18 protein-coding genes are annotated in these 18,421 nt (G+C 64.7%); 3 read left to right on the plus strand and 15 right to left on the minus strand.

The window, feature by feature from the left end:
• The first annotated feature begins 44 nt into the window (after positions 1–44).
• Positions 45–1,475 carry a WS/DGAT/MGAT family O-acyltransferase gene (locus MYCSM_RS21910; protein WP_015308358.1) on the plus strand — a complete coding sequence of 477 codons (1,431 nt, stop codon included), beginning with the start codon at positions 45–47 and terminating at the stop codon, positions 1,473–1,475.
• Here MYCSM_RS21910 and MYCSM_RS21915 read toward each other — a convergent pair.
• Positions 1,472–2,278, minus strand: coding sequence for a lysophospholipid acyltransferase family protein (locus MYCSM_RS21915; RefSeq protein ID WP_015308359.1), 807 nt, complete (start codon positions 2,276–2,278; stop codon positions 1,472–1,474). The genes MYCSM_RS21910 and MYCSM_RS21915 overlap by 4 nt on opposite strands.
• A gap of 88 nt (positions 2,279–2,366) precedes the next feature.
• Here MYCSM_RS21915 and MYCSM_RS21920 point away from each other — a divergent pair, with 88 nt between their 5' ends.
• Together MYCSM_RS21920 and MYCSM_RS21925 are read left to right on the plus strand one after the other, a co-directional pair.
• Positions 2,367–3,443 carry an NAD-dependent epimerase/dehydratase family protein gene (locus MYCSM_RS21920; RefSeq protein ID WP_015308360.1) on the plus strand — a complete coding sequence of 359 codons (1,077 nt, stop codon included), beginning with the start codon at positions 2,367–2,369 and terminating at the stop codon, positions 3,441–3,443.
• Positions 3,444–3,461: 18 nt separating this feature from the next.
• Entirely contained in the window at positions 3,462–4,301 is an 840-nt protein-coding gene (locus MYCSM_RS21925) for an SDR family NAD(P)-dependent oxidoreductase (RefSeq protein ID WP_015308361.1), read from the plus strand.
• A 6-nt stretch (positions 4,302–4,307) separates the two neighbouring features.
• Here the strand turns inward: MYCSM_RS21925 and MYCSM_RS21930 are convergent, their stop codons facing one another.
• The 14 genes from MYCSM_RS21930 to MYCSM_RS21995 all read right to left on the minus strand — a co-directional run bounded on the left by MYCSM_RS21930 (position 4,308) and on the right by MYCSM_RS21995 (position 18,414).
• A complete protein-coding gene (locus tag MYCSM_RS21930; RefSeq protein WP_015308362.1) occupies positions 4,308–5,132 on the minus strand; it encodes an SDR family NAD(P)-dependent oxidoreductase in 825 nt (274 codons plus the stop codon).
• Positions 5,133–5,236: 104 nt separating this feature from the next.
• Positions 5,237–7,639: a CaiB/BaiF CoA-transferase family protein gene (locus tag MYCSM_RS21935; protein WP_015308363.1), complete on the minus strand. Its 2,403-nt coding sequence runs from the start codon at positions 7,637–7,639 to the stop codon at positions 5,237–5,239.
• A gap of 99 nt (positions 7,640–7,738) precedes the next feature.
• On the minus strand, positions 7,739–8,707 hold the full coding sequence (locus tag MYCSM_RS21940) for an enoyl-CoA hydratase/isomerase family protein (RefSeq protein WP_015308364.1): 969 nt from the start codon (positions 8,705–8,707) through the stop codon (positions 7,739–7,741).
• 10 nt (positions 8,708–8,717) lie between these two features.
• A complete protein-coding gene (locus MYCSM_RS21945) occupies positions 8,718–9,848 on the minus strand; it encodes a M24 family metallopeptidase (RefSeq protein ID WP_015308365.1) in 1,131 nt (376 codons plus the stop codon).
• Entirely contained in the window at positions 9,838–11,073 is a 1,236-nt protein-coding gene (locus MYCSM_RS21950; protein WP_015308366.1) for a M24 family metallopeptidase, read from the minus strand. The genes MYCSM_RS21945 and MYCSM_RS21950 overlap by 11 nt, the downstream gene beginning before the upstream one ends.
• Complete coding sequence (locus tag MYCSM_RS21955; RefSeq protein ID WP_015308367.1) at positions 11,070–12,248, minus strand: amidohydrolase family protein; 1,179 nt, start codon at positions 12,246–12,248, stop codon at positions 11,070–11,072. Before MYCSM_RS21955 ends, MYCSM_RS21950 begins: the two co-directional genes overlap by 4 nt.
• Positions 12,249–12,262: 14 nt before the next feature.
• Positions 12,263–13,486, minus strand: a complete 1,224-nt coding sequence (locus MYCSM_RS21960; protein WP_015308368.1) for a cytochrome P450 — start codon at positions 13,484–13,486, stop codon at positions 12,263–12,265.
• 1 nt (position 13,487) lies between these two features.
• Positions 13,488–13,682, minus strand: coding sequence for a ferredoxin (locus MYCSM_RS21965; RefSeq protein ID WP_015308369.1), 195 nt, complete (start codon positions 13,680–13,682; stop codon positions 13,488–13,490).
• 1 nt (position 13,683) lies between these two features.
• Positions 13,684–14,337 carry a TetR family transcriptional regulator gene (locus MYCSM_RS21970; RefSeq protein WP_051073797.1) on the minus strand — a complete coding sequence of 218 codons (654 nt, stop codon included), beginning with the start codon at positions 14,335–14,337 and terminating at the stop codon, positions 13,684–13,686.
• Between the two features lie 53 nt (positions 14,338–14,390).
• Complete coding sequence (locus MYCSM_RS21975; protein ID WP_015308371.1) at positions 14,391–15,191, minus strand: SDR family NAD(P)-dependent oxidoreductase; 801 nt, start codon at positions 15,189–15,191, stop codon at positions 14,391–14,393.
• Entirely contained in the window at positions 15,176–16,033 is an 858-nt protein-coding gene (locus MYCSM_RS21980) for an alpha/beta fold hydrolase (RefSeq protein WP_015308372.1), read from the minus strand. The genes MYCSM_RS21975 and MYCSM_RS21980 overlap by 16 nt, the downstream gene beginning before the upstream one ends.
• Positions 16,030–16,620: an NADPH-dependent FMN reductase gene (locus tag MYCSM_RS21985; protein WP_015308373.1), complete on the minus strand. Its 591-nt coding sequence runs from the start codon at positions 16,618–16,620 to the stop codon at positions 16,030–16,032. The genes MYCSM_RS21980 and MYCSM_RS21985 overlap by 4 nt, the downstream gene beginning before the upstream one ends.
• Positions 16,621–16,628: 8 nt before the next feature.
• The gene (locus MYCSM_RS21990; protein ID WP_015308374.1) at positions 16,629–17,618 is read right to left on the minus strand and encodes a cyclase family protein; all 990 of its coding nucleotides are present in this window, start codon (positions 17,616–17,618) and stop codon (positions 16,629–16,631) included.
• Entirely contained in the window at positions 17,602–18,414 is an 813-nt protein-coding gene (locus MYCSM_RS21995) for a coniferyl-alcohol dehydrogenase (protein ID WP_015308375.1), read from the minus strand. Before MYCSM_RS21995 ends, MYCSM_RS21990 begins: the two co-directional genes overlap by 17 nt.
• Positions 18,415–18,421: the final 7 nt, after the last annotated feature.

Raw genomic sequence — 18,421 nt, forward strand, 5'->3', positions numbered from 1 at the left:
GATCGTCGGAGCAGTAGTGCTTCGATGGAGCCCGGGGGTGGAACGTGAAGCGACTCAACGGCATGGACGCCATGCTGCTGTATAGCGAGACGCCGAATCTGCACACGCACACGCTCAAGGTGGCGATCGTGCACACTGCCGATTTCGCCGGTGAGTTCACGTTCGACGTGTTCCGGCGGACCATCGCCCGGCGGCTGCACCTGCTCGATCCGCTTCGCTACCAGCTGGTCGACATACCGTGGAAGCTGCACCACCCGATGTGGCTCGAGGACTGCCCGGTCGACCTCGACTACCACCTGCGACGCGTCCGGGTGCCTGATCCGGGCGGGCGGCGTGAACTCGACGGGGTGATCGGCGAGATCGCCAGCACGCCGCTGGACCGCAGCCGGCCACTGTGGGAATTTCATTTCGCCGAAGGGATGGCCGACGACCGCTTCGCGCTGATCGGCAAGGTGCATCACACGCTTGCCGACGGTGTCGCGTCGGCGAACTTGCTGGCCCGGCTGATGGACCTGGCCGGTTCGGCGCAGGACGAGCGCGACGACTACCCCACCTGCGACCGTCCGACGAAGGTCGACTTGCTGCGCGCCGCGGGCCGCGATCACGTCCAACACATCGTCGCGTTGCCCCGCCTGACGCGCGACGCGGTGCGTGGCGCGACACGAGTCATGCGCAAGGCGCGCGAGCGCGGGGACGACGACGGTATGGCCAAGATGTTCAAAACACCGCCAACATTCCTCAACCACATCGTGTCCCCCGTAAGGACATTCGCGACGGCAACGCTGTCGCTTGCCGAAATCAAGGACACCGCTAAGCACCTCGGTGTCACGTTCAACGATGTCGTGCTGTCGATGGCCGCTGGCGGTCTGCGCGAGCTGCTGCTGCGCTACGACGGACGTGCGGATCGGCCCATCCTGGCATCCGTCCCCGTCAGCACTGACCGATCGGCGGACCGTATCACCGGCAACGAGATCAGCGGTCTGGCGGTGTCTCTGCCCGTGCACCTCGACGATCCGCTGGAACGAGTGCGGCTGACAGCAGTTGCCGCCAACCGCGCCAAGGAGGACAACGAACTATTCGGTCCGCACCTGCACGGCGAGATGATGGAGTACTTGCCACCGCCGTTGACGCCCGCATTGTTCCGGTGGCAATCGAAACGGGCGGCGCGCAACAAGATCATGAACGTCGCGGTGTCGAATGTGCCGGGTCCGCGACAGCGCGGTCACATCGGCGGCGCGCCGGTCAGTGAAATCTATTCCGTCGGTGTGCTTTCCGCGGGCAGCGCGTTCAACATGACCGTCTGGAGCTACGTCGACCAGCTTGACATCGCGGTGCTGTCCGACGATCGCACCTTCAAGGACACGCACGAGGCGACAGACGCAATGATTCATGCGTTCGGCGAGATTCGGCGGGCATGCGGGCTTTCGGAAGCGACCGCCGTCGGGACGGCGATGGCGCCCGCGACCGCGGGCTAGCCCAATACCGGGTAGCGACGTTCAGACGCAAGTTCGTCGAGCGCTTTCTGCATCGTGGCGCGAACGTGAAGGTCGACCTCGTCGACGTCGGGGTCCTCACCGAATTCGGCGGTGATGTCGATTGGTTCGAGCACGCGCGTGACGATCTTCGAGGGCAGCGGGATGTTCGGCGGAAGGATTGCCGACAACCCGAATGGGAAGCCGAAGCTGATCGGTAGGATTTCCGCGCGCAGCCGCTTGAGCCCTAGCCTTCTGGCGATCGAATCCCCACGGGCAATGAACAATTGGGTCTCTTGAGCACCGATCGACACCACAGGCACAATCGGCACCCCCGACTCGATCGCGGTCCGCACGTACCCAGTTCGGCCACCGAAGTCGATAACGTTCTCGGTCATCGTCGGGCGGTAGGCGTCGTAGTCCCCACCGGGAAACACCAGCACGATCGCGCCCTCACGCAGCGCCTTTGCGGCGTTCTCGCGGCTCGCCTCGATGACCCCGGCGCGGTGCAGCCAATCGCCGATATTGGCCATGAACACACCCCAATGCGCGAGGGTGTAGACCGGCCGATCGAAGCCGAACTTCTCGTAGAACGCCGGCGCGAAGATCAGCACGTCCGGAGTGAACATGCCGCCGGAGTGGTTCGACACCACCAGGGCGCCGCCAGCTTGGGGAATGGACTCCAGGCCGCGCACCTCGGCCCGGAAATACCGCTTGATAAGTGGGCCCACCCGACTGGTGAGCTGCCGGGTGAACCCGGGATCCCACTTGGCGATTTCCGGCTTGTCCACCCCGTTGCTGCTCATAGTTAGCCTGTTCCCTGCATAGTTCCCCCAGAATCAGAGTATGATACTCTCAGAAAAAGAGAATGGCATATCCGCAGGCAGGAGCAGTATGTCCGACATAGTGCTGGTCACGGGCGGCTTCGGTCTGGTCGGCTCCGCGACGGTGCGGCGACTTGCTGCCGACGGCCGCGACGTAGTGATAGCCGACCTCGAAACGCCTGCCAACGTCAAGAAGGCAAATGCGCTCCCGCCTGGTGTGGCGGCCCGCTGGACGGACCTCACGGATGCCGGGCAAGTTCAGCGCCTCGTGTCCGAGGTCGCACCCTGCGCGATCATCCACCTCGCCGCGATCATCCCGCCGCTGATCTACCGCAATGCCAAGCTCGCGCGTCGCGTCAACGTCGAGGCAACGGCGACCCTGGTCCGCATCGCTGAAGGACAACCCAGTCCACCGCGCCTCGTACTGGGATCGAGCAACGCGGTGTTCGGCCCGCGCAATCCGCACCGCACCACCGCGCCCCTGACGGCCGACGACCCGATGCGGCCCTGCGACCTTTACAGCGGCACCAAGGCCGAGGCGGAGGAAATCGTGCGGTCGTCGAAACTGGACTGGGTGGTGCTGCGGTTCGGCGGTGTGCTCACGCCCGATTTGTCGACCATGCCGCTGAGTGGCGATGCCACGCTCTTCGAGAGCGCACTGCCCAGCGATAACCGGGTGCACACCGTCGACGTCCGCGACGTCGCGCGGGCATGTGCCGCTGCGACGACCGCCGACGCCGTCGGGGAGATCTTGCTGATCGCGGGCGACGACTCCCACCGGCACTGCTATGGAGACCTGGCGCCCGCCCTGGTGTCAGCGCTCGGCATGCCGGGAGCCATTCCGCCAGGGCGGCGAGGAGACCCCAACAGCGACAAGGACTGGTTCGTCACCGACTGGATGGATCCGACACGGGCACAGGAAGTGTTGCAGTTCCAGCATCACTCGTGGCCCGACATGATGTCCGAGTTGTCCGCGAAGTTCTGGTTCATGCGGTACTGGGGCCGGTTGCTCGCGCCGCTCGTTCGCGAGGTGATGAAGCGTCGCTCGGTGTATTGGAAAGCACCGGGGCAGTACGCCGATCCGTGGGGCGCGATCCGCGCCAAGTTGGGCGATCCGTCATGGGATCCGCCAACTAAGCCCGCCTGACCGCATAGTGTTCGCGCCGTGGAAAGTTTCGAAGGGCGCGCAACAGTCATCACCGGCGGTGCGAACGGCATCGGTTTCGCCACCGCCAAGGAGTTCGCACGCCGCGGCGCGCGTGTGATGCTCGGCGATATCGATCAAGCGGCATTGGACGACGCGGTCGCTGCCCTGCGTGCCGATAGGGTCGACGCGCACGGTGTCGTCTGCGACGTGCGCAGCCTGGATTCCGTGACCAACCTCGCCGACGAGGCGTTCCGCGTCTTCGACGAAGTGCACCTGGTGTTCAACAACGCCGGCATTGCATATGCCGGCCCGATTGTGGACACCAGTCACGACGATTGGCGCTTCGTCATCGATGTCGATCTGTGGGGGCCGATACACGGCGTCGAAGCCTTCCTGCCGCGCCTGATCGCACAGGGCGGCGACAGCCACATCGTCTTCACGTCGTCGTTCGCCGGCTTGATCCCGAACGTTGGCCTCGGTCCGTATTGTGTTGCGAAATATGGTGTGGTTGCGCTTGCAGAGACGCTGGCGCGGGAGCTGCGGCCGACCGGCATCGGAGTCTCGGTGCTGTGCCCGATGATCGTGGAGACCAACCTGTTGGCCAACACCGAACGCGTCCGTAGCGCCGACTACGGGCCGGCCCACTCGGAGGCCGAGACGGTTCAACAGTTGGCGTCCGACCCCACTGACGATTCTGTGCTCAATGTCGAGGACGTGGCCCGCCTGACTGCCGACGCGATTCTGGCCAACCGCCTCTACGTGCTGCCACACCGCGCGGCGCGGGATTCGATCCAGCGTCGGTTCGAGCGCATCGACCGCGCCTTCGACGATCAGGTGGCCGCAGGCTGGACGCACTAGCTTCATCTATTCCGTGCTCCTCTCGTCCGCGGCCCCGAGTTGGTAGTCGCCGGTCTGCGGGTTGTGGTACCAGCCGCTCGCGGCCTGCGTGCCGCCGTCGACGTGGATGGTCTGCCCAGTGATGTAGCTGGACATGCTGGACGCGAGAAATACTGCAGCACCCGCTATTTCGTCGACATGACCCGGGCGGCCAATCGGAATCATGTGGCTTGCGTTCTCGGACAAACCGGTCGGCGCCACCCGCAACAGCCCTTCGGTAACCGTCAGATCGGGGGCTAGCGCGTTGACGCGGATGTTGTGAGTGGCCAACTCTAGAGCCGCGGTCTTGGTGAAGTTGATGACGCCGGCCTTGGCCGCTGCGTATGCGGCGTAGCCGGGTGCCGCGCGAACGCCCTCGATCGACGTCACGTTGATGATGCTGCCAGGCTGGCCGGAGGTCACCAGGCCTTGGGCAATACGTTGTGTGCAGAGCAGCACGTGGCGAAGGTTGCTCTTGTACAACGCATCCCAGCCGTTTTCGGTGGTTTCGAGAAGCGGTGAGAAGAACACCCCACCGGCGTTGTTGACGAGGATTGACGGGATGCCCAGTTCGGTTGTGGTGCGCTGCAATGCCTTATCGACCTGGTCGCTATCCCTCACGTCGGTGACGATGCCCAGTGCTCCAATGGTTTCCGCAGCCGATGCGCAGGTGTCGGGATTGCGTTCCCAGATCGCGACGTGCGCGCCAAATGCCGTCAGGCCTTCGGCGATACCGCGGCCAAGGCCCTCTCCCCCGCCAGTTACCACCGCGACGCGGCCGGTGAGCAGGATGTCGGACGGATCGATGGCCATAGACACCGACGTTAATGGGTCATATGCGCGACGTGGCCGGCATTTTGCACTCACGGTCGTGGTGGCTCAAAAATCACAACCCTGAGTGCAAAATTCACACCGTTTCAGACCTTCGAGTTGTGCATGGCGGGCGCCGTGCCGATCACGCCTCGGGCTTCCAACTCGTCGATGTCTTTGTAACTGAGCCCGAGTTCGGTCAGCACTTCGCGATTGTGCTGCCCGAGCAGAGGCGCGGGCTGCACATGGATCCGGTCCGGCCCGCGTGTGGACGTAAACGGCAGCGTGCTGTGTGGCGTCCTGGCGTTCACCGGATGGTCGACATTCTCGAAGAACCCACGGGCGGCCAGCTGCGGCAGCTCGGATTGGCGGTGCGGTTGCATCACCTTTGCCACCGGTACGCCGTGGCAGCACAGCGCGTCGACAATGTCGTCGCCGCTGCGTTGTTCGCACCACTGACCGAGGTGCTCGTCGATCAGATCGTGGTGCCGGCGCCTGCCGTCGGCAGTCGCCAGCGCGGGGTCAGCCCATCCCGGATCGCCTAGCGCGTTGCACAGCCCGCCCCACTGCTCATCGGTCGCGACGGCCACGGCCACCCAACAGTCACGCCTGCCGAATTCGTCGATCTCGTTGGTGAGATACAGGTTTTGCGGTGCGGCGGTTGGGCCGCGGTTGCCATCGCGCTGTAGCACCGATCCGTATGCCGAGTATTCGATCACCTGTTCTGCGGCGATGTTGAGCGCGGCGTCGACCATCGCCGCCTCGATGTGCACGCCCTGTCCGGTGCGGTGGCGATGCGCGAGTGCGAGTAGCAGCGCGTTGAGCGCATGGATGCCGGCATTGGGATCGCCGACGGAATAGGGCTCGTAAGGATTGCGGTCCGGATAGCCGGTCAGCCAGCTGATTCCGGCTGCCGCCTCGATGACGTACGCGAACGCCGGGTTGTCGCGCCATGGCCCGTCGAGACCGAAGCCCGGCATCCGCAGCATGATCGCATCGGGCCGGACCGCTTGAACCGCAGCGAAATCGAGGCCAATCTGGTCGAGCACACGCGGGGTGAAGTTCTCGACGATGACGTCGGACGTCGCGATCAGGCGCATCAGAATGTCGCGACCTTCGGTGCTCTGCAGGTCGAGGGTCAGGCCCCTTTTGTTCGTGTTGAGTCCGGAGAAAATCGGCGACTTCTCCCACCACTGGTCTTCGGTGATCGGGATGCCCGCGATCAGCCGGGTGCCGTCGGGCCGTCGCGTGGACTCCACGTGAATGACGTCAGCACCGAGCATGGCCAGCATGTGCGTGCATGACGGGCCGGCCCAGAAGGTCGTCATGTCGACAACGCGCAACCCCTCGAACGGCAACGCCGAGACGGACGTTTGGGCGTCAGATTGCGGCGTGTCGCGGCCCAAACGTCCGTTTCGGCGGTAGCGCTCGGTGTGCTCGCCGAGGCGGGGCGCGGCCTGTGGTGCCTGCAGTAGCTGCGGCTTCGTCCGGTACGGCGGGCCAGGCTGGGTAAAGCCGTCGCGCGGATTGACGACGAACGACCCGCGCTCGACGAAATGGTCCAGGGATGCGATGGTGGCGCCGTTGGCAACCGGCGCATTGGGTATCCGGAACGCGGTTGCCAGGTCGCGGATCTCGTCGACGGTTCGGCTCTCGACCCACGCGTACAGTTCGTCGGACTTCTCGTTGGCCTGTTCGGTGATCGACAGCGGTGACTCCTCGTCGATCCAGTCCTGATGCCCGGTCATCGCGCAGAGGTCGAACCATTGTTGCGCTGTGCCGCAGCCAATGTCGATGAGACCGTCCTTGGCCCGCGCAATGCCCGGCACCGTGAGCCGACGGGCGTCGCGCCATGGTCTGCCAAGCATCTCGTAGTAGCTCACCGGATAGTAGGTGAGGCCCAGGATCTGCGTCTCGAGCATCGACAGGTCTAGTAGTTCGGCGGCGCCGCGCATCCGCGAGGCTAAGGTGGCGGCACTGGCGTAGGCCCCGGCGAGGTACTCGCCGGCCTGGCCGCCGACGAATACCGGTGCGCGGTCGGCGGATCCGCGGCCAAGGCCGACGATCCCGCCCGACCATGCCTGCAATGTGAACTCGGTGGCCGGTCGATCGGCCCACGGCCCTTCCAAGCCGAACGGCGTGATGGCCGTGACCGTCAGGTGTGGGTGGGCCCAGTGGACCGCGTGGGGTGTGAAGGCCTCGGCAACCGACGATCCAGGCGACCAGACCACCGCGTCGGCATCGGCCAGCAACCCGTTGACGAACTCAGCGTCCGCGTCGGGGTGCGCGACAACGCTGTGCTTTGAGCACGCCAGAAAGCTGAACAGCGCACCGTCGCCGTCGGGTGGAATCTCCGCCCCGGATGCCGACCAGCGCCGCAGTGGATCACCTTCCGGTGCTTCGACTTTGATAACCTCGCCACCGCCGTCGGCCAACAGCTTCGTGCAGTACGCTCCGGCGATGCCCGTAGACAGGTCGACGACGGTGTAGCCGTTCAGCGGGTCATTCACGACACCCCGTCCAACCCCTGCGCGAGATTGCAGTTGTTGCGAGAAAGTGCGAGTGAGCCGCACAGTAAGTGCAGTCTCGCGGAATCGCGCCTCACGCGACTAGTTCTTCTTCTTGCGATTCGACTTGCTCAATCGGAAGTCCGGCGGGAACTTGTCGTCGTTGTCGTTGACCGCGTCGGCGAGCCCGCTGTCGATTGCCTCCATCATGTCGAGGTCGTCGGTGTCGTCGTTGACGACGCCGCTGCCCATCGACTCGAAGAACGCGGACAACAGGCTGCCCATGTACTCACCCTGATGCTGCTTGTAGATCTCGAAGAACATCTTCTGCTGAAAGACCGTGTCGACGGGCCGGTTTCGGGCACACGCCCGCGCGTACTTGTCGACCTCGGCCTCGAGCTGATCGCGCGACACGACCTTGTTGAGGAAGTTGCAGTCATACATCTCGGCTGCGGTGAACGGACGTCCGGTGAACACCATCTCCTGGAACTTGCGCAGTCCCATCATCTGCACCCACGTCCACATCCGCGGTCCCCAGCCGTAGTAACGGAACGACGGATGGCCGAACAGCGCGTCGTCGGACGAGATCACCAGATCGGCGTCGGCACACTGGTAAAAGTGCCAGCCATAGCAATAGCCCTTGGCTTCGACGATGCTGATCTTCTTCAGCTCCTGCAGCGGACGGTTACCTGCCTGCACGTTCGCATACCAGGCGCTGATCGTGGCGCCGCTGCGGAATGTTCCCGAGGGCGGATAGCTGACTTCACCGACGCCCTCATCTTCTAGCCGCAGTTCGGCAAGCCGCAGGTCGGTGTTGTCATAGCCCTCCATGAACTCCGGCAGATCTGCGCCGCTGCCGAGGTTGTCGCCGACGCCCCGGATCACCACCACCTTCACGTCGTTGTCGACGGTGGCCGCGCGCAGCAGATCGGCATAGCGCAGTCGCGCAGCCGACGTCGGGGCGTTGAGGTATTCCGGACGGTTGAAGGTGATCGTCGCGATCTTGGTCTTCAGGTCCTTCTCGTAGAGGATCAGCTCTTCGGGCTTGGGGCGACTTCCGTTGTCTGCCATTCGAACTCCTTTAACTGATTCTTACGCCGGCGCTCATCGCGAAGGGACTCGACGACAGCACCTCCGGACCGTCGGGTGTGACGAGCACCGCCTCGCGGCCGAACACCGCACCGACGCCCTCTTGCCAGACATAGCCGGTGACGGATAGCACCATGCCCGGTTCGAGAATCTCCGCCGCGGCGGTGGCCTGCAGTTCCGGCGTCACCACGGGCGGATCGAATCCCAGGCCGAGGCCGTGTGCGACTGGCATCGGCGGCAATGGCTCATTGGCGGCCTCGTACGCCGAGAGTAGATCGCCCGCGGGCTGACCGGGGCGGCACGCCGCGGTGAGCCTGTCCCACAACGCATTCCAGCGGTAGTACAGCGCCGAGGCGTCGACATCGACGGGCCACGTCCTACCGACCTCACCGACGTAGCCGTCGGCGAGCACACCCGCTGAGATGGCGACCAGGTCACCCTGCTCGATCCGCCCGTCGCTTCGGGCCCGTCGCCATGGATGCTCTCGCGACGTCACCCACGCACCGTCCTGCGTCGCTGGCGTGGTCACGCCGCCTGCGGCCTCGGCCTCCAGCAGAATCGCCGTCAGCTCATGTTCGGTGGTGCCCGCCCGCAAGGCAGCGACGGCCGTGCCCAGCGACTCCTCGGCCACTCGAATCGCCCCGCGCAGCGTGGCGATCTCATCGGGCGTCTTGATTCGGCGGGCCGCGCGCATGGCGAGTTCACCGTCGACGAGTTCGGCATCGGGAAACGCCATCGGAAGCAATTTCGCGAACGACGGTGTGAGAGCGTCAGTTCCGACCCGCCGAGCGGTCCCAGTACCGTCGATGCCCTTCAGCACCTCGATCAGCGTCATCGGGTTCCACGCCAGTCCGTAGAGGTGGTCATGCGGGATGTCGTCGGGCATGCCCTCGTCCCAGGTGCTGTTCAGGTGGATCTCCCCCGTCGACCGCACCACCGTGCAGATCGGCCCGAACGGCCGGGTGCCCGCGACCCACAGCTGCGGCGCGCCCGAGAAGTATCGGACATTGGCCTGCCGCCCGAGCACCAGCACGTCGAGATCGTGTGCTTCCATTTGAGCCAGTGCGCGTTCGCGCCTGCCGATTCGGAGTGCCCGTTCGTCGGGCAAAACCTCAGTCGCCATAGGGAGCGTAAGGGTAGTTGGTCAACGGCACGTAGCCGTCCTCGGTGATCACCACAATCTCCTCGCTCCGATAACCGCCGGTGCCGTCCTCCCAGACCACCGGCTCAAGCACAAGCACCATTCCGGCAGGGAACACGAAGTTGTCGTCGAATTCTTGGCCGAGATCCGTTCCGATCATCGGCATTTCGGCCGCATTGGTGCCAATGCCGTGACCGAGGTAGAAGTGCGGCAGCCATGGCTTCTGGCCCCCGTTGGCAGTGATCGCGGCCCGCGCCAGGTCCCCCGCAGTGGCACCGGCCTTGGTCACCTTGAGCACCGAGTCGAGGATGTGGCGCCACTGGCGGAACTGATTCTGCTGACGCGCCGACGGAGTGTCGCCGACCAACCAGGTGCGGCCGAAATCGGAGCAGTACCCGGTGTAGGTGATGCTCACGTCGGTCCAGAGCACGTCGCCCTTGGCCAACTCACGTTCCGTGGTCAGCAACGGTAGCGCGAGGTCCCCGTGCGTGGTCCACGTGCCTTCTGCCTTGGTCGCGGGCATGACCTGCCAGATTGGCTCGAGCATGCTGGCCGTGGCACCCAGTTCGAATGCGCGGCGGACGAACTGCGCCGACAGATCGATCTGACGGACACCCGGCGCCAACGCTTTCTGCACGTCGACCGCGGCCTCGTCCGTGATGCGGCACGCCTTCCTGATGCAGGAGATCTGGTCTGCCGTTTTCGCCAGCTTGGCCGCACCGACCACGGGTGCAGCGTCCACGGGGGCACCACCACGGAACAGTCGGTCCTGGTCGCGGCGCATCGCGCCGGTCAGTTCGTCGACGGCGACCGTCGCGCCCGCCGGGATCAGGTCGGCGACCACGCGCGCAAATCGGTCGACACCTTCGTCGAATTCGAGATATAGCGCCGAGTGCAGATGATCCGCCGGAATCTCCGACGTCGACGCCGCACCCTCGCGGAACGGCATGAACAGGTGCGGATGCTCGTCATCGGCCAGCACGATCGCGACGGGCCGCTCGACATGCGACAGCCCCGCATCAAGCAACGGCCAGCTGGCGCCGGTGGCGTACACCACGTTGCCGTTGCCCAATAGCATCAGGGCATCAATACCGTTGTCCGCCATGGCAGCCCGCAGCCGGGCACCACTCTCGCGGTACATCCGGCTACGGTCAGGCAGATCGGGAATATCACTGGCGGACGTGACCCCCGTCAGCGATGCGGTCATCCGTCGATACCCAGGAATATCTTGATGTTGCCGCCGACGATCTTGACGGCGTTCTCGGGGCCGACCGCGTTAACAACCGTGGCCAACGACTTCTCTGAGTAGCCGAACGTGCTTTCGTTGTGCGGGTAGTCCGACGACCAGAACACGTTGTCGACGCCGATCCGGTCGATCAACTGCAGACCCAATGGATCGACCATGAACGAGGCGCTCATGTGGTGGTTCCAGTAGTACTGGACGTCGTGGGCAAGCTCATGATTGAACATGTGCCGGTAGGAGGCCAGCATGTGCTCGGCGTCCTGCAACGCCGTTGGCACCCAGGCGATTCCACCCTCGAACCAACCGATCTTGAGGGAGGGGTGCCGGTCGAGGATGCCGGAGAATACGTACTTGGCGAACTGCTCGCGGAACGAGTCGACGTTGATCATCATGCCGACAACCACGCTGTTGTTCTCGCACGGTGTCTTGGGCGGCGTCTCGCCGATGTGATGTGTGACGGGCAGGCCGGCGGCCTCGATCTCATCCCACACGGCGTCCATCGACGCGCCGCCGTAGTCGTAGACGTTGCCCTCGTCGTCCTTGCCGGGATTGAGCGGCAGTAGGAACGTCTTGAGCCCCAGCGCCTTCAATTCCTCGAGCGTGCTCCTGGTGCCCTTCGGATCCCACCAGTTGATCAGGCCGACACCGTAGAAGTGACCGTTCGACCGCTCCTGCAGATCGGCCATGTACTCGTTGTAGATCCGGAATACCCGTTCCCGAATTGCCTTGTCCGGATAGTGGAATAGGGCCAGCACGGCATTCGGGAAGGCCAGCTCCTTGTCGATACCGTCCTCGGCGAGCTCCTGGATGCGCGCCTCGATGTTGTTGGACGCCGCGCCGGCCAGGTCGTCGTACTGCATCAGCACGCGGCCGAAGTCACCGCCCACCCAGGACTTGCCCTTCATGCCGACCATGTACGCGCCGTCCTCGTACCAGATGCGCGGCGCCTGGCCCTTCAGGTCGTCGGGAAAGCGTTCGAAGAAGATGTCGTCGGCGACCGAGATGTGATTGTCGGCCGAGAAGATCTCGGTGCCTTGAGGAAGGCCGGTGAGGCCGCCCTCCAGGGCGTGCCCGCGGCGGTTCTTTGGCGCCCCCCAGCCTTCGGCTGGATAGAGAGTCGTTGTTGACGCGGTGGACATCGTCGGTACTCCAATCACCAGGTAACGGGAAGTTCGTAGACGCCGTAGGCGAGGCGGTCATGCTTGAAGGGCACCTCGTCGAACGGCACGGCAAGGCGCAGCGTGGGGATTCGCCGCAGCAATGTGTGGAACACGATCTGCAGCTCGGCGCGCGCGAGTTGCTGGCCGACGCACTGGTGCCGGCCGTAGCCGAAGCCCAGCTGCTGACCTGCATCGCGGGTGAGGTCGAGCTTGTCGGGCTCGGGGAAGGCGTTCGCATCCCAGTTCGCGGGGGCGAGGTCGAGGATGATGCCCTCGCCGACACGGATCGTCTCGCCGCCGATCTCGATGTCCTCGATGGCCACCCGACGTTGCCCGTTTTGGATGATCGACAGGTAGCGCATCAGCTCTTCGACGGCGTTGGCGATGACCTTCGGGTCATCCGAATCACGCAGCAGCGCAGCCTGTTCGGGGTTCTCCAGGAGCGCCAGCACGCCGATGCCGATCATGTTGGCGGTGGTCTCGTGGCCGGCGATCAGCAACCCGGTGCCCAGCTGCGCGGCCTCCTTGACGTTGATCTCACCGGCGTTGACCCGCTCGGCGAGGTCCGAGACCGCATCCTCTGACGGGTTTTCCATCTTCTTCTTGACGAGATCGATCAGGTACCCGGCCAGACTCATCGCGCCCTTTTGACCGTCCTCCGCGGTGGCGTACCGGGCGAGGCCGACGTTGGCGTGGTGCTGGAAGAATTCGTGGTCTTCGTATGGGACGCCGAGCATCTCGCTGATCACCCGGGTTGGCACCGGTAGCGCAAGCTTCGTGACGATGTCGACGGGCTGCGGGCCGGCCAGGATCGCGTCAATGCACTCGTCGGTGACCTCTTGGATCGCGGGGCGCAGACCCTCGACGCGCTTGAACGTGAATGGCTTTGACAGCATCCGGCGGAATCGGGTGTGCTCGTCGGCGTCGGAGGTGAACACCGACCGGGGCCGCTTGTACACCGTGGAGAGCATGTGCTCGTTCCAGTGTGGGAAGCCCTCGCGACGGTCGTCGACGCTGACGCGTGAATCGGCGAAGAGTTCCCGGGCCACCTCGTGCCCAGTGATCAGCCATGGCGTGCTGCCGTCCCAAATCCGCACGCGCGACAGCGGTCTCGCCGTCCCCATGTCGAGCACCTGCGGCGGGGGGGCGAACGGGCATCGCGCGTCGCGGTCCATGGGGTACTCGGGGATGTCCAGCTGCGTCAGGGTTTCCGACATGTCATTCCTCGATGTCGATGGCCATGGCGGGGCAAGCCGCGGCGGCTTTACGGGCGTGCGCGGCTTGTTCGGCGGGTGGGTTGGCGATCAGGAGCATCACGACGCCGTCGTCGTCGCGCTGGTCGAACACCTCGCTGGCGTTGAGCACGCACTGGCCGGACGAGACGCACTTGTCTTGGTCGACAGTCACCTTCACGTCACGGATGCTCCGTGACGGCCGCGCACCAGAGTCCGACGATCGCGTCGATCAGACCGGATCCGACGGCGCTCCACGTGGTTCGCGGAACATCGGCACCCTCTGCGAAGGAGCGCTCGAAGTCAGCACAGGTGTGCATCATCAAGTTGCGCGCCATGATGTTTCGTTCGGTCACGACCGCCATCGGCAGATCCGGCAGGCAACGAGTGATGCCGTCGACCACCTGCACCAGCGACGGTGACGCGAGCGCATCCTTGATGACGATCTTGTGATACTCGGGGTCGGTCAGCGCCTGCGCGGCGAACCGCGCATACCAGGTCGGGTTGCCGAGCTGTGCCAGGTGCTCGGTGAGGGAACACACCAGGCATGCGACCCAGTCACGCAGCGCCGTCGAGTTGCCGGTCTCGGCAACCATCCGCTCGAGCAGCCGCTCGATCGACGCGCGATGTTTCTGCTCGATGGCCCGCACGAGATCGGTCTTGGTGCCGAAGTGATAGCCGACGGCCGCATTGTTGCCCTGCCCGGCGGCCTCGCTGACCTGCCTGTTCGACACGGCGAACATGCCGTGCTCGGCGTACAGACGCTCGGCCGCTTTCAGGATGGCCTCTTGCGTGCCGCTCGCCCGATCGGCGCGCACGGTCCTGGCGGTGGTCACCTGCCTAGTCAACGCCGTCGAGCGACTTAAGTCAAGCGACTGATTTAAACACGTCACTTTCGCGGGATCACCTTGCCCGCGACCGTCCCGCCGTCCACTGGCAAAACGGTGCCGGTGACGTACCGGGATCGATCGGTGGCGAAATAGAGAGCCGCCTCGGCGACATCCTCGACGGTGCCCTCGCGCTTCAGGGGGCGGTCGTCGCGCATCTGCTGGCGGATCTTCGCTTCGAATTCCACCAGTTTCTCGCGGTCTTCTCCCGCCGCGGATTTCCGGACAATCGCTGTGCGGATGTTCCCGGGAGCGATGGCGTTGACGCGAATCTCGTAGTGCGCCAATTCGATTGCGGCGGATTTGGTGAACTGGATGACCGCGGCTTTCGATGCGCGGTAAATCATCACGCCGCCGCCGGCCTGAATTCCGCCGATCGAGGTGATGTTGATGATGGATCCGCCGCCGTGTTCGGACATGTGGCGTGCGGCGTCACGCGTCCCCGCCATTACGGCGCCGACGTTGATCGCCATCACCTTGTGAAAATCCGAGAGGTCGTCGTCCATGAAGCGGCGGTGCATCGTGCCGGATACGCCCGCGTTGTTGACCATGACGTGCAGACCGCCGTATTGCTCGACCGCCGTCGACACGAGCTTGCCGACTTGATCGAAGTCGGCGACGTCGCTCTCGAGAAACAGCGCGCTATCGCCGAGCTCCGCGGCGAGCGCCTTTCCGCCGTCGGAGTCGACGTCGCCGATCACCACCTTGGCGCCTTCGGCGGCGAACCGCCGCACCAGTCCTTCGCCGAGCCCCGACGCGCCGCCGGTGACGATGGCGACCTTGCCCGTCAGTTCGTCAGCCATGAAGCAGGTACCTTTCGTTGCACCCCGGTCAGGAAATCCACCAATACATGGTTGACCACCGATGGTTGTTCAATCTGCGGGCAGTGACCGGCCTTTGGCACCACGCAGGAGTGACCACCGGGAATCTGCGCGGCGATCTCGGCGGCCCACCCAGACGGCAAGAGTTTGTCGCACTCCCCTTCCACCACCAATGTCGGAACCGTGATCCGCTCGTACGATCGCTTGCTCGACGGAAGCGGTGGCGGGTCCAGTCCCGGTCGCCGAAACCGCGCCGCGGCCAACGCTTCCCATGCTCCCGGGGCGATGCTTGATTCATAGCGGCGCCGCACGTAGCCGTCGTCGGCGGGGTAGGACGGGTCGTAAAAGAGAGCCTCGACGATTCGCCGCATCCCGGGAAGCGTTGCGTCGTAGTCGTATAGCGCGGCCGAGTACTCGTTGCGCTGGATCTCGCCGCCTCCGCAGATCATCACCAAGCTGCGGGCAGGCAACACCGGCGATTCAGAGGTGACGTCGACGAACATGTTGACCGCGCCCATGGAATTGCCAACGAAATGTGCTGACTCGACACCAATGGCCTCACAAAACCGCGCGATGTGTCTGATCCGCATACCGCGGCCGTCGTTGAAATCGATGACCTTCGCCGAACCCCCGAACCCGAGCATGTCCGGCGCGAGCACGCGATGATGTGACGCCAGCGCCGCGATATTGCGCCCCCACCCGATCTCTGCGCTGACGCCGAACTCACCGCCGTGCAACAGCACGACCGGATCGCCCTGCCCCGCTTCGAGATAGCTGGTGACCAGGCCGTCGACCAGGATCGTCTTATGGGCAAAATCCGTCACGCGGTTTCCCAGGCGGCGCGGGCGAACGTCAGCAGTTGGGTGGCGAGCAGGTCGAGCTGACCCTGGATGCCAGTGTCGGCGAGTTGGCCTGCCGCATCCCAGATTTCGTCGGCGGAGTTGATCGCGACACCCAATGGAGTGGGCCACGCACGCAGGGCGTGCCCGATGCTGCGCAACTGGCCCAGCGTTCCGACCGCCGCCTGCCATCCGTATGCACAACTGATGCAGCCCCACGGCGTGTTATCGAGGTAGACCCGCGGATCTTCGCGGAGATCCTCGATGTAATCCAGCGCGTTCTTGACCAGCCCCGACACCGCCCCGTGGTAACCAGGTGAGCCGACGACGACTGCGTCGGCCGCACGGAGGGCGCTGACGAGTTCGTGCGCCTTGGGCGTGCGTTCCAGTTCGTGCGGGGCATACATAGGCAGGTCGAGGTCCTCGCCGGAGAAGAACTTCGTCCGTCCGCCCTGGCGTTCAACGGCTTCCAGGCAGTAGCGCAGTGCGCGTTCGGTGGACGAGTTGGCCCGGAGCGTTCCGCCGAGCCCGACGACCAGCGGTGCGCCGCCCGTGGTTGTAGATGCAGTCACGTCCCTACCTACTTGATGGCGATCGGGTTGATGGGTGAGCCGACCGCACCGGTCACCCGCAGTGGTGGAGCGACGAGCTGGAATTCGTAGACGCCGTCGGCGGCGCAGTCGGCGGCCAGTGCCGTCAGGTCCCAGTACTCGCCGAGCATCAAGCCCATATCGCGCAGGCACAGCATGTGCATCGGCAGGAACGCGCCTTCGACACCGGACACCGGGTTCTCGACCATCAGGTTGTCGGCCGCGACGGCGGCTACCTCGTGGTCATGCAGCCAGGACGCGCACGTCCAGTCCAGGCCAGCGCCAGGTTCGCCGCCGTCGCCGGTCTCCAAAAAGCGTGCCCACCAACCGGTTCGGACCAGGACGATGTCACCGCGCCGGACCGTGACGCCCTGAGCCTTCGCGGCCGTGTCGAGTTCGTCGGGCGTGATCGGATCACCCATCTCGCAGAACGTCTGCACTCCGCGCAGCCGGACGATGTCGAGCAGCACACCGCGCGACGTGATGCCCTTGATGTCGACCTTGTCGATCCCGCAGTGGAAGGCACCCGCACTGGTCACGGAGTTCGCCGGGAACCCGTTGTAGAGGTAGTCCTCGTAGTAGACGTGCGATAGGGCATCCCACTGAGTGGCGGCCTGCAGCGGCATGATGATGATGTCGTCGTTGAACCTCATCGGGTTGCCCTCGAAATAGCCGGCCAGCTGGCCGGCGGCGGGATTGGTCAACCACTTTGGACCGTACTCGAGCAACGTGGCTGCGTCGCCGCCGTCGATGGTCATCACGTGCAGCGGGTTCTGCCGGAAGTGGAACGCGCCCTGCGGCCCCGACGAGCCGAAGTCGACGCCCAACGGAAAGACCTTGCCGTGCTTGACGAGGCTGGCCGCCTCGGCGACCTTCTCTGGCGTGATGAAGTTCAGCGTCCCGACCTCGTCGGCGTCACCCCACCGGCCCCAGTTGCGAATGTCGTCGGCGACGCGGCGGAAGTCACTCATCCCGGCCATTGCTCAACCTCTCACCAATCGTGCCGCCATCCACCCAGATCACTTGTCCGGTGATGTAACTGGCGGCCTGGCTGTTCAGAAAGACAAGCACACTGGCCTGTTCGTCGGGTTCGGCTGCGCGGCCCAGCGGCGTGCGGAAAGAATCCAAGAACTCTGGCCCGTACGCAGTTCGCAATTGGTCGAGGATCGGGGTGTCGGTGACCCCGGGTGCCGTGCAGTTGATCCGGATTCCCTTGGCGCCCAATGCTGTGACGTTGGCCATCCCGTAGAGGATGATCGCCTCTTTAGAAAGCCGGTAGCCGCCGCCGTCGGCGACCGGCTCTGGGTTGCGCTCGCACCACTTGATGCCGTCGGCCATCGACTCAGTCTCCAGCAGGCCCGCGGTCACAGAGCCGTTTTCCCGGTAGGCCGACGCTGCCAACGATGACACGTTCGCGATCGCGGAGCCTTGCGGCATTTTTGGCACCATCCCCTCGATGAACCGCCGGGTGCCCAGGAAGTTGATGGTGACCACCCGAAATGGATCCCCGATACCCGACGACACGCCAGCGATGTTGAAGACCGAGTCGACAGGGCCGTCTATCGCCGCGACGGCCCGGTCGATCGACCCTGCGTCGGCAAGGTCGACTTCGTGAAACTCCTTGAGCTGCAGCGCGGGCCGCCGCATGTCGAGGCCGACGACCTCAGCGCCGAGGTCGGTCAGCTGTCGCGCGACGCATGCGCCGATACCGGACGCGCAGCCGGTGACGACGGCACGTCGGCCGTCGTAGCGGAAGAGCTCCTCGGTCTGCGTCATTTGTCAG

This window comes from Mycobacterium sp. JS623 (genome assembly GCF_000328565.1).
GTDB lineage: Bacteria > Actinomycetota > Actinomycetes > Mycobacteriales > Mycobacteriaceae > Mycobacterium.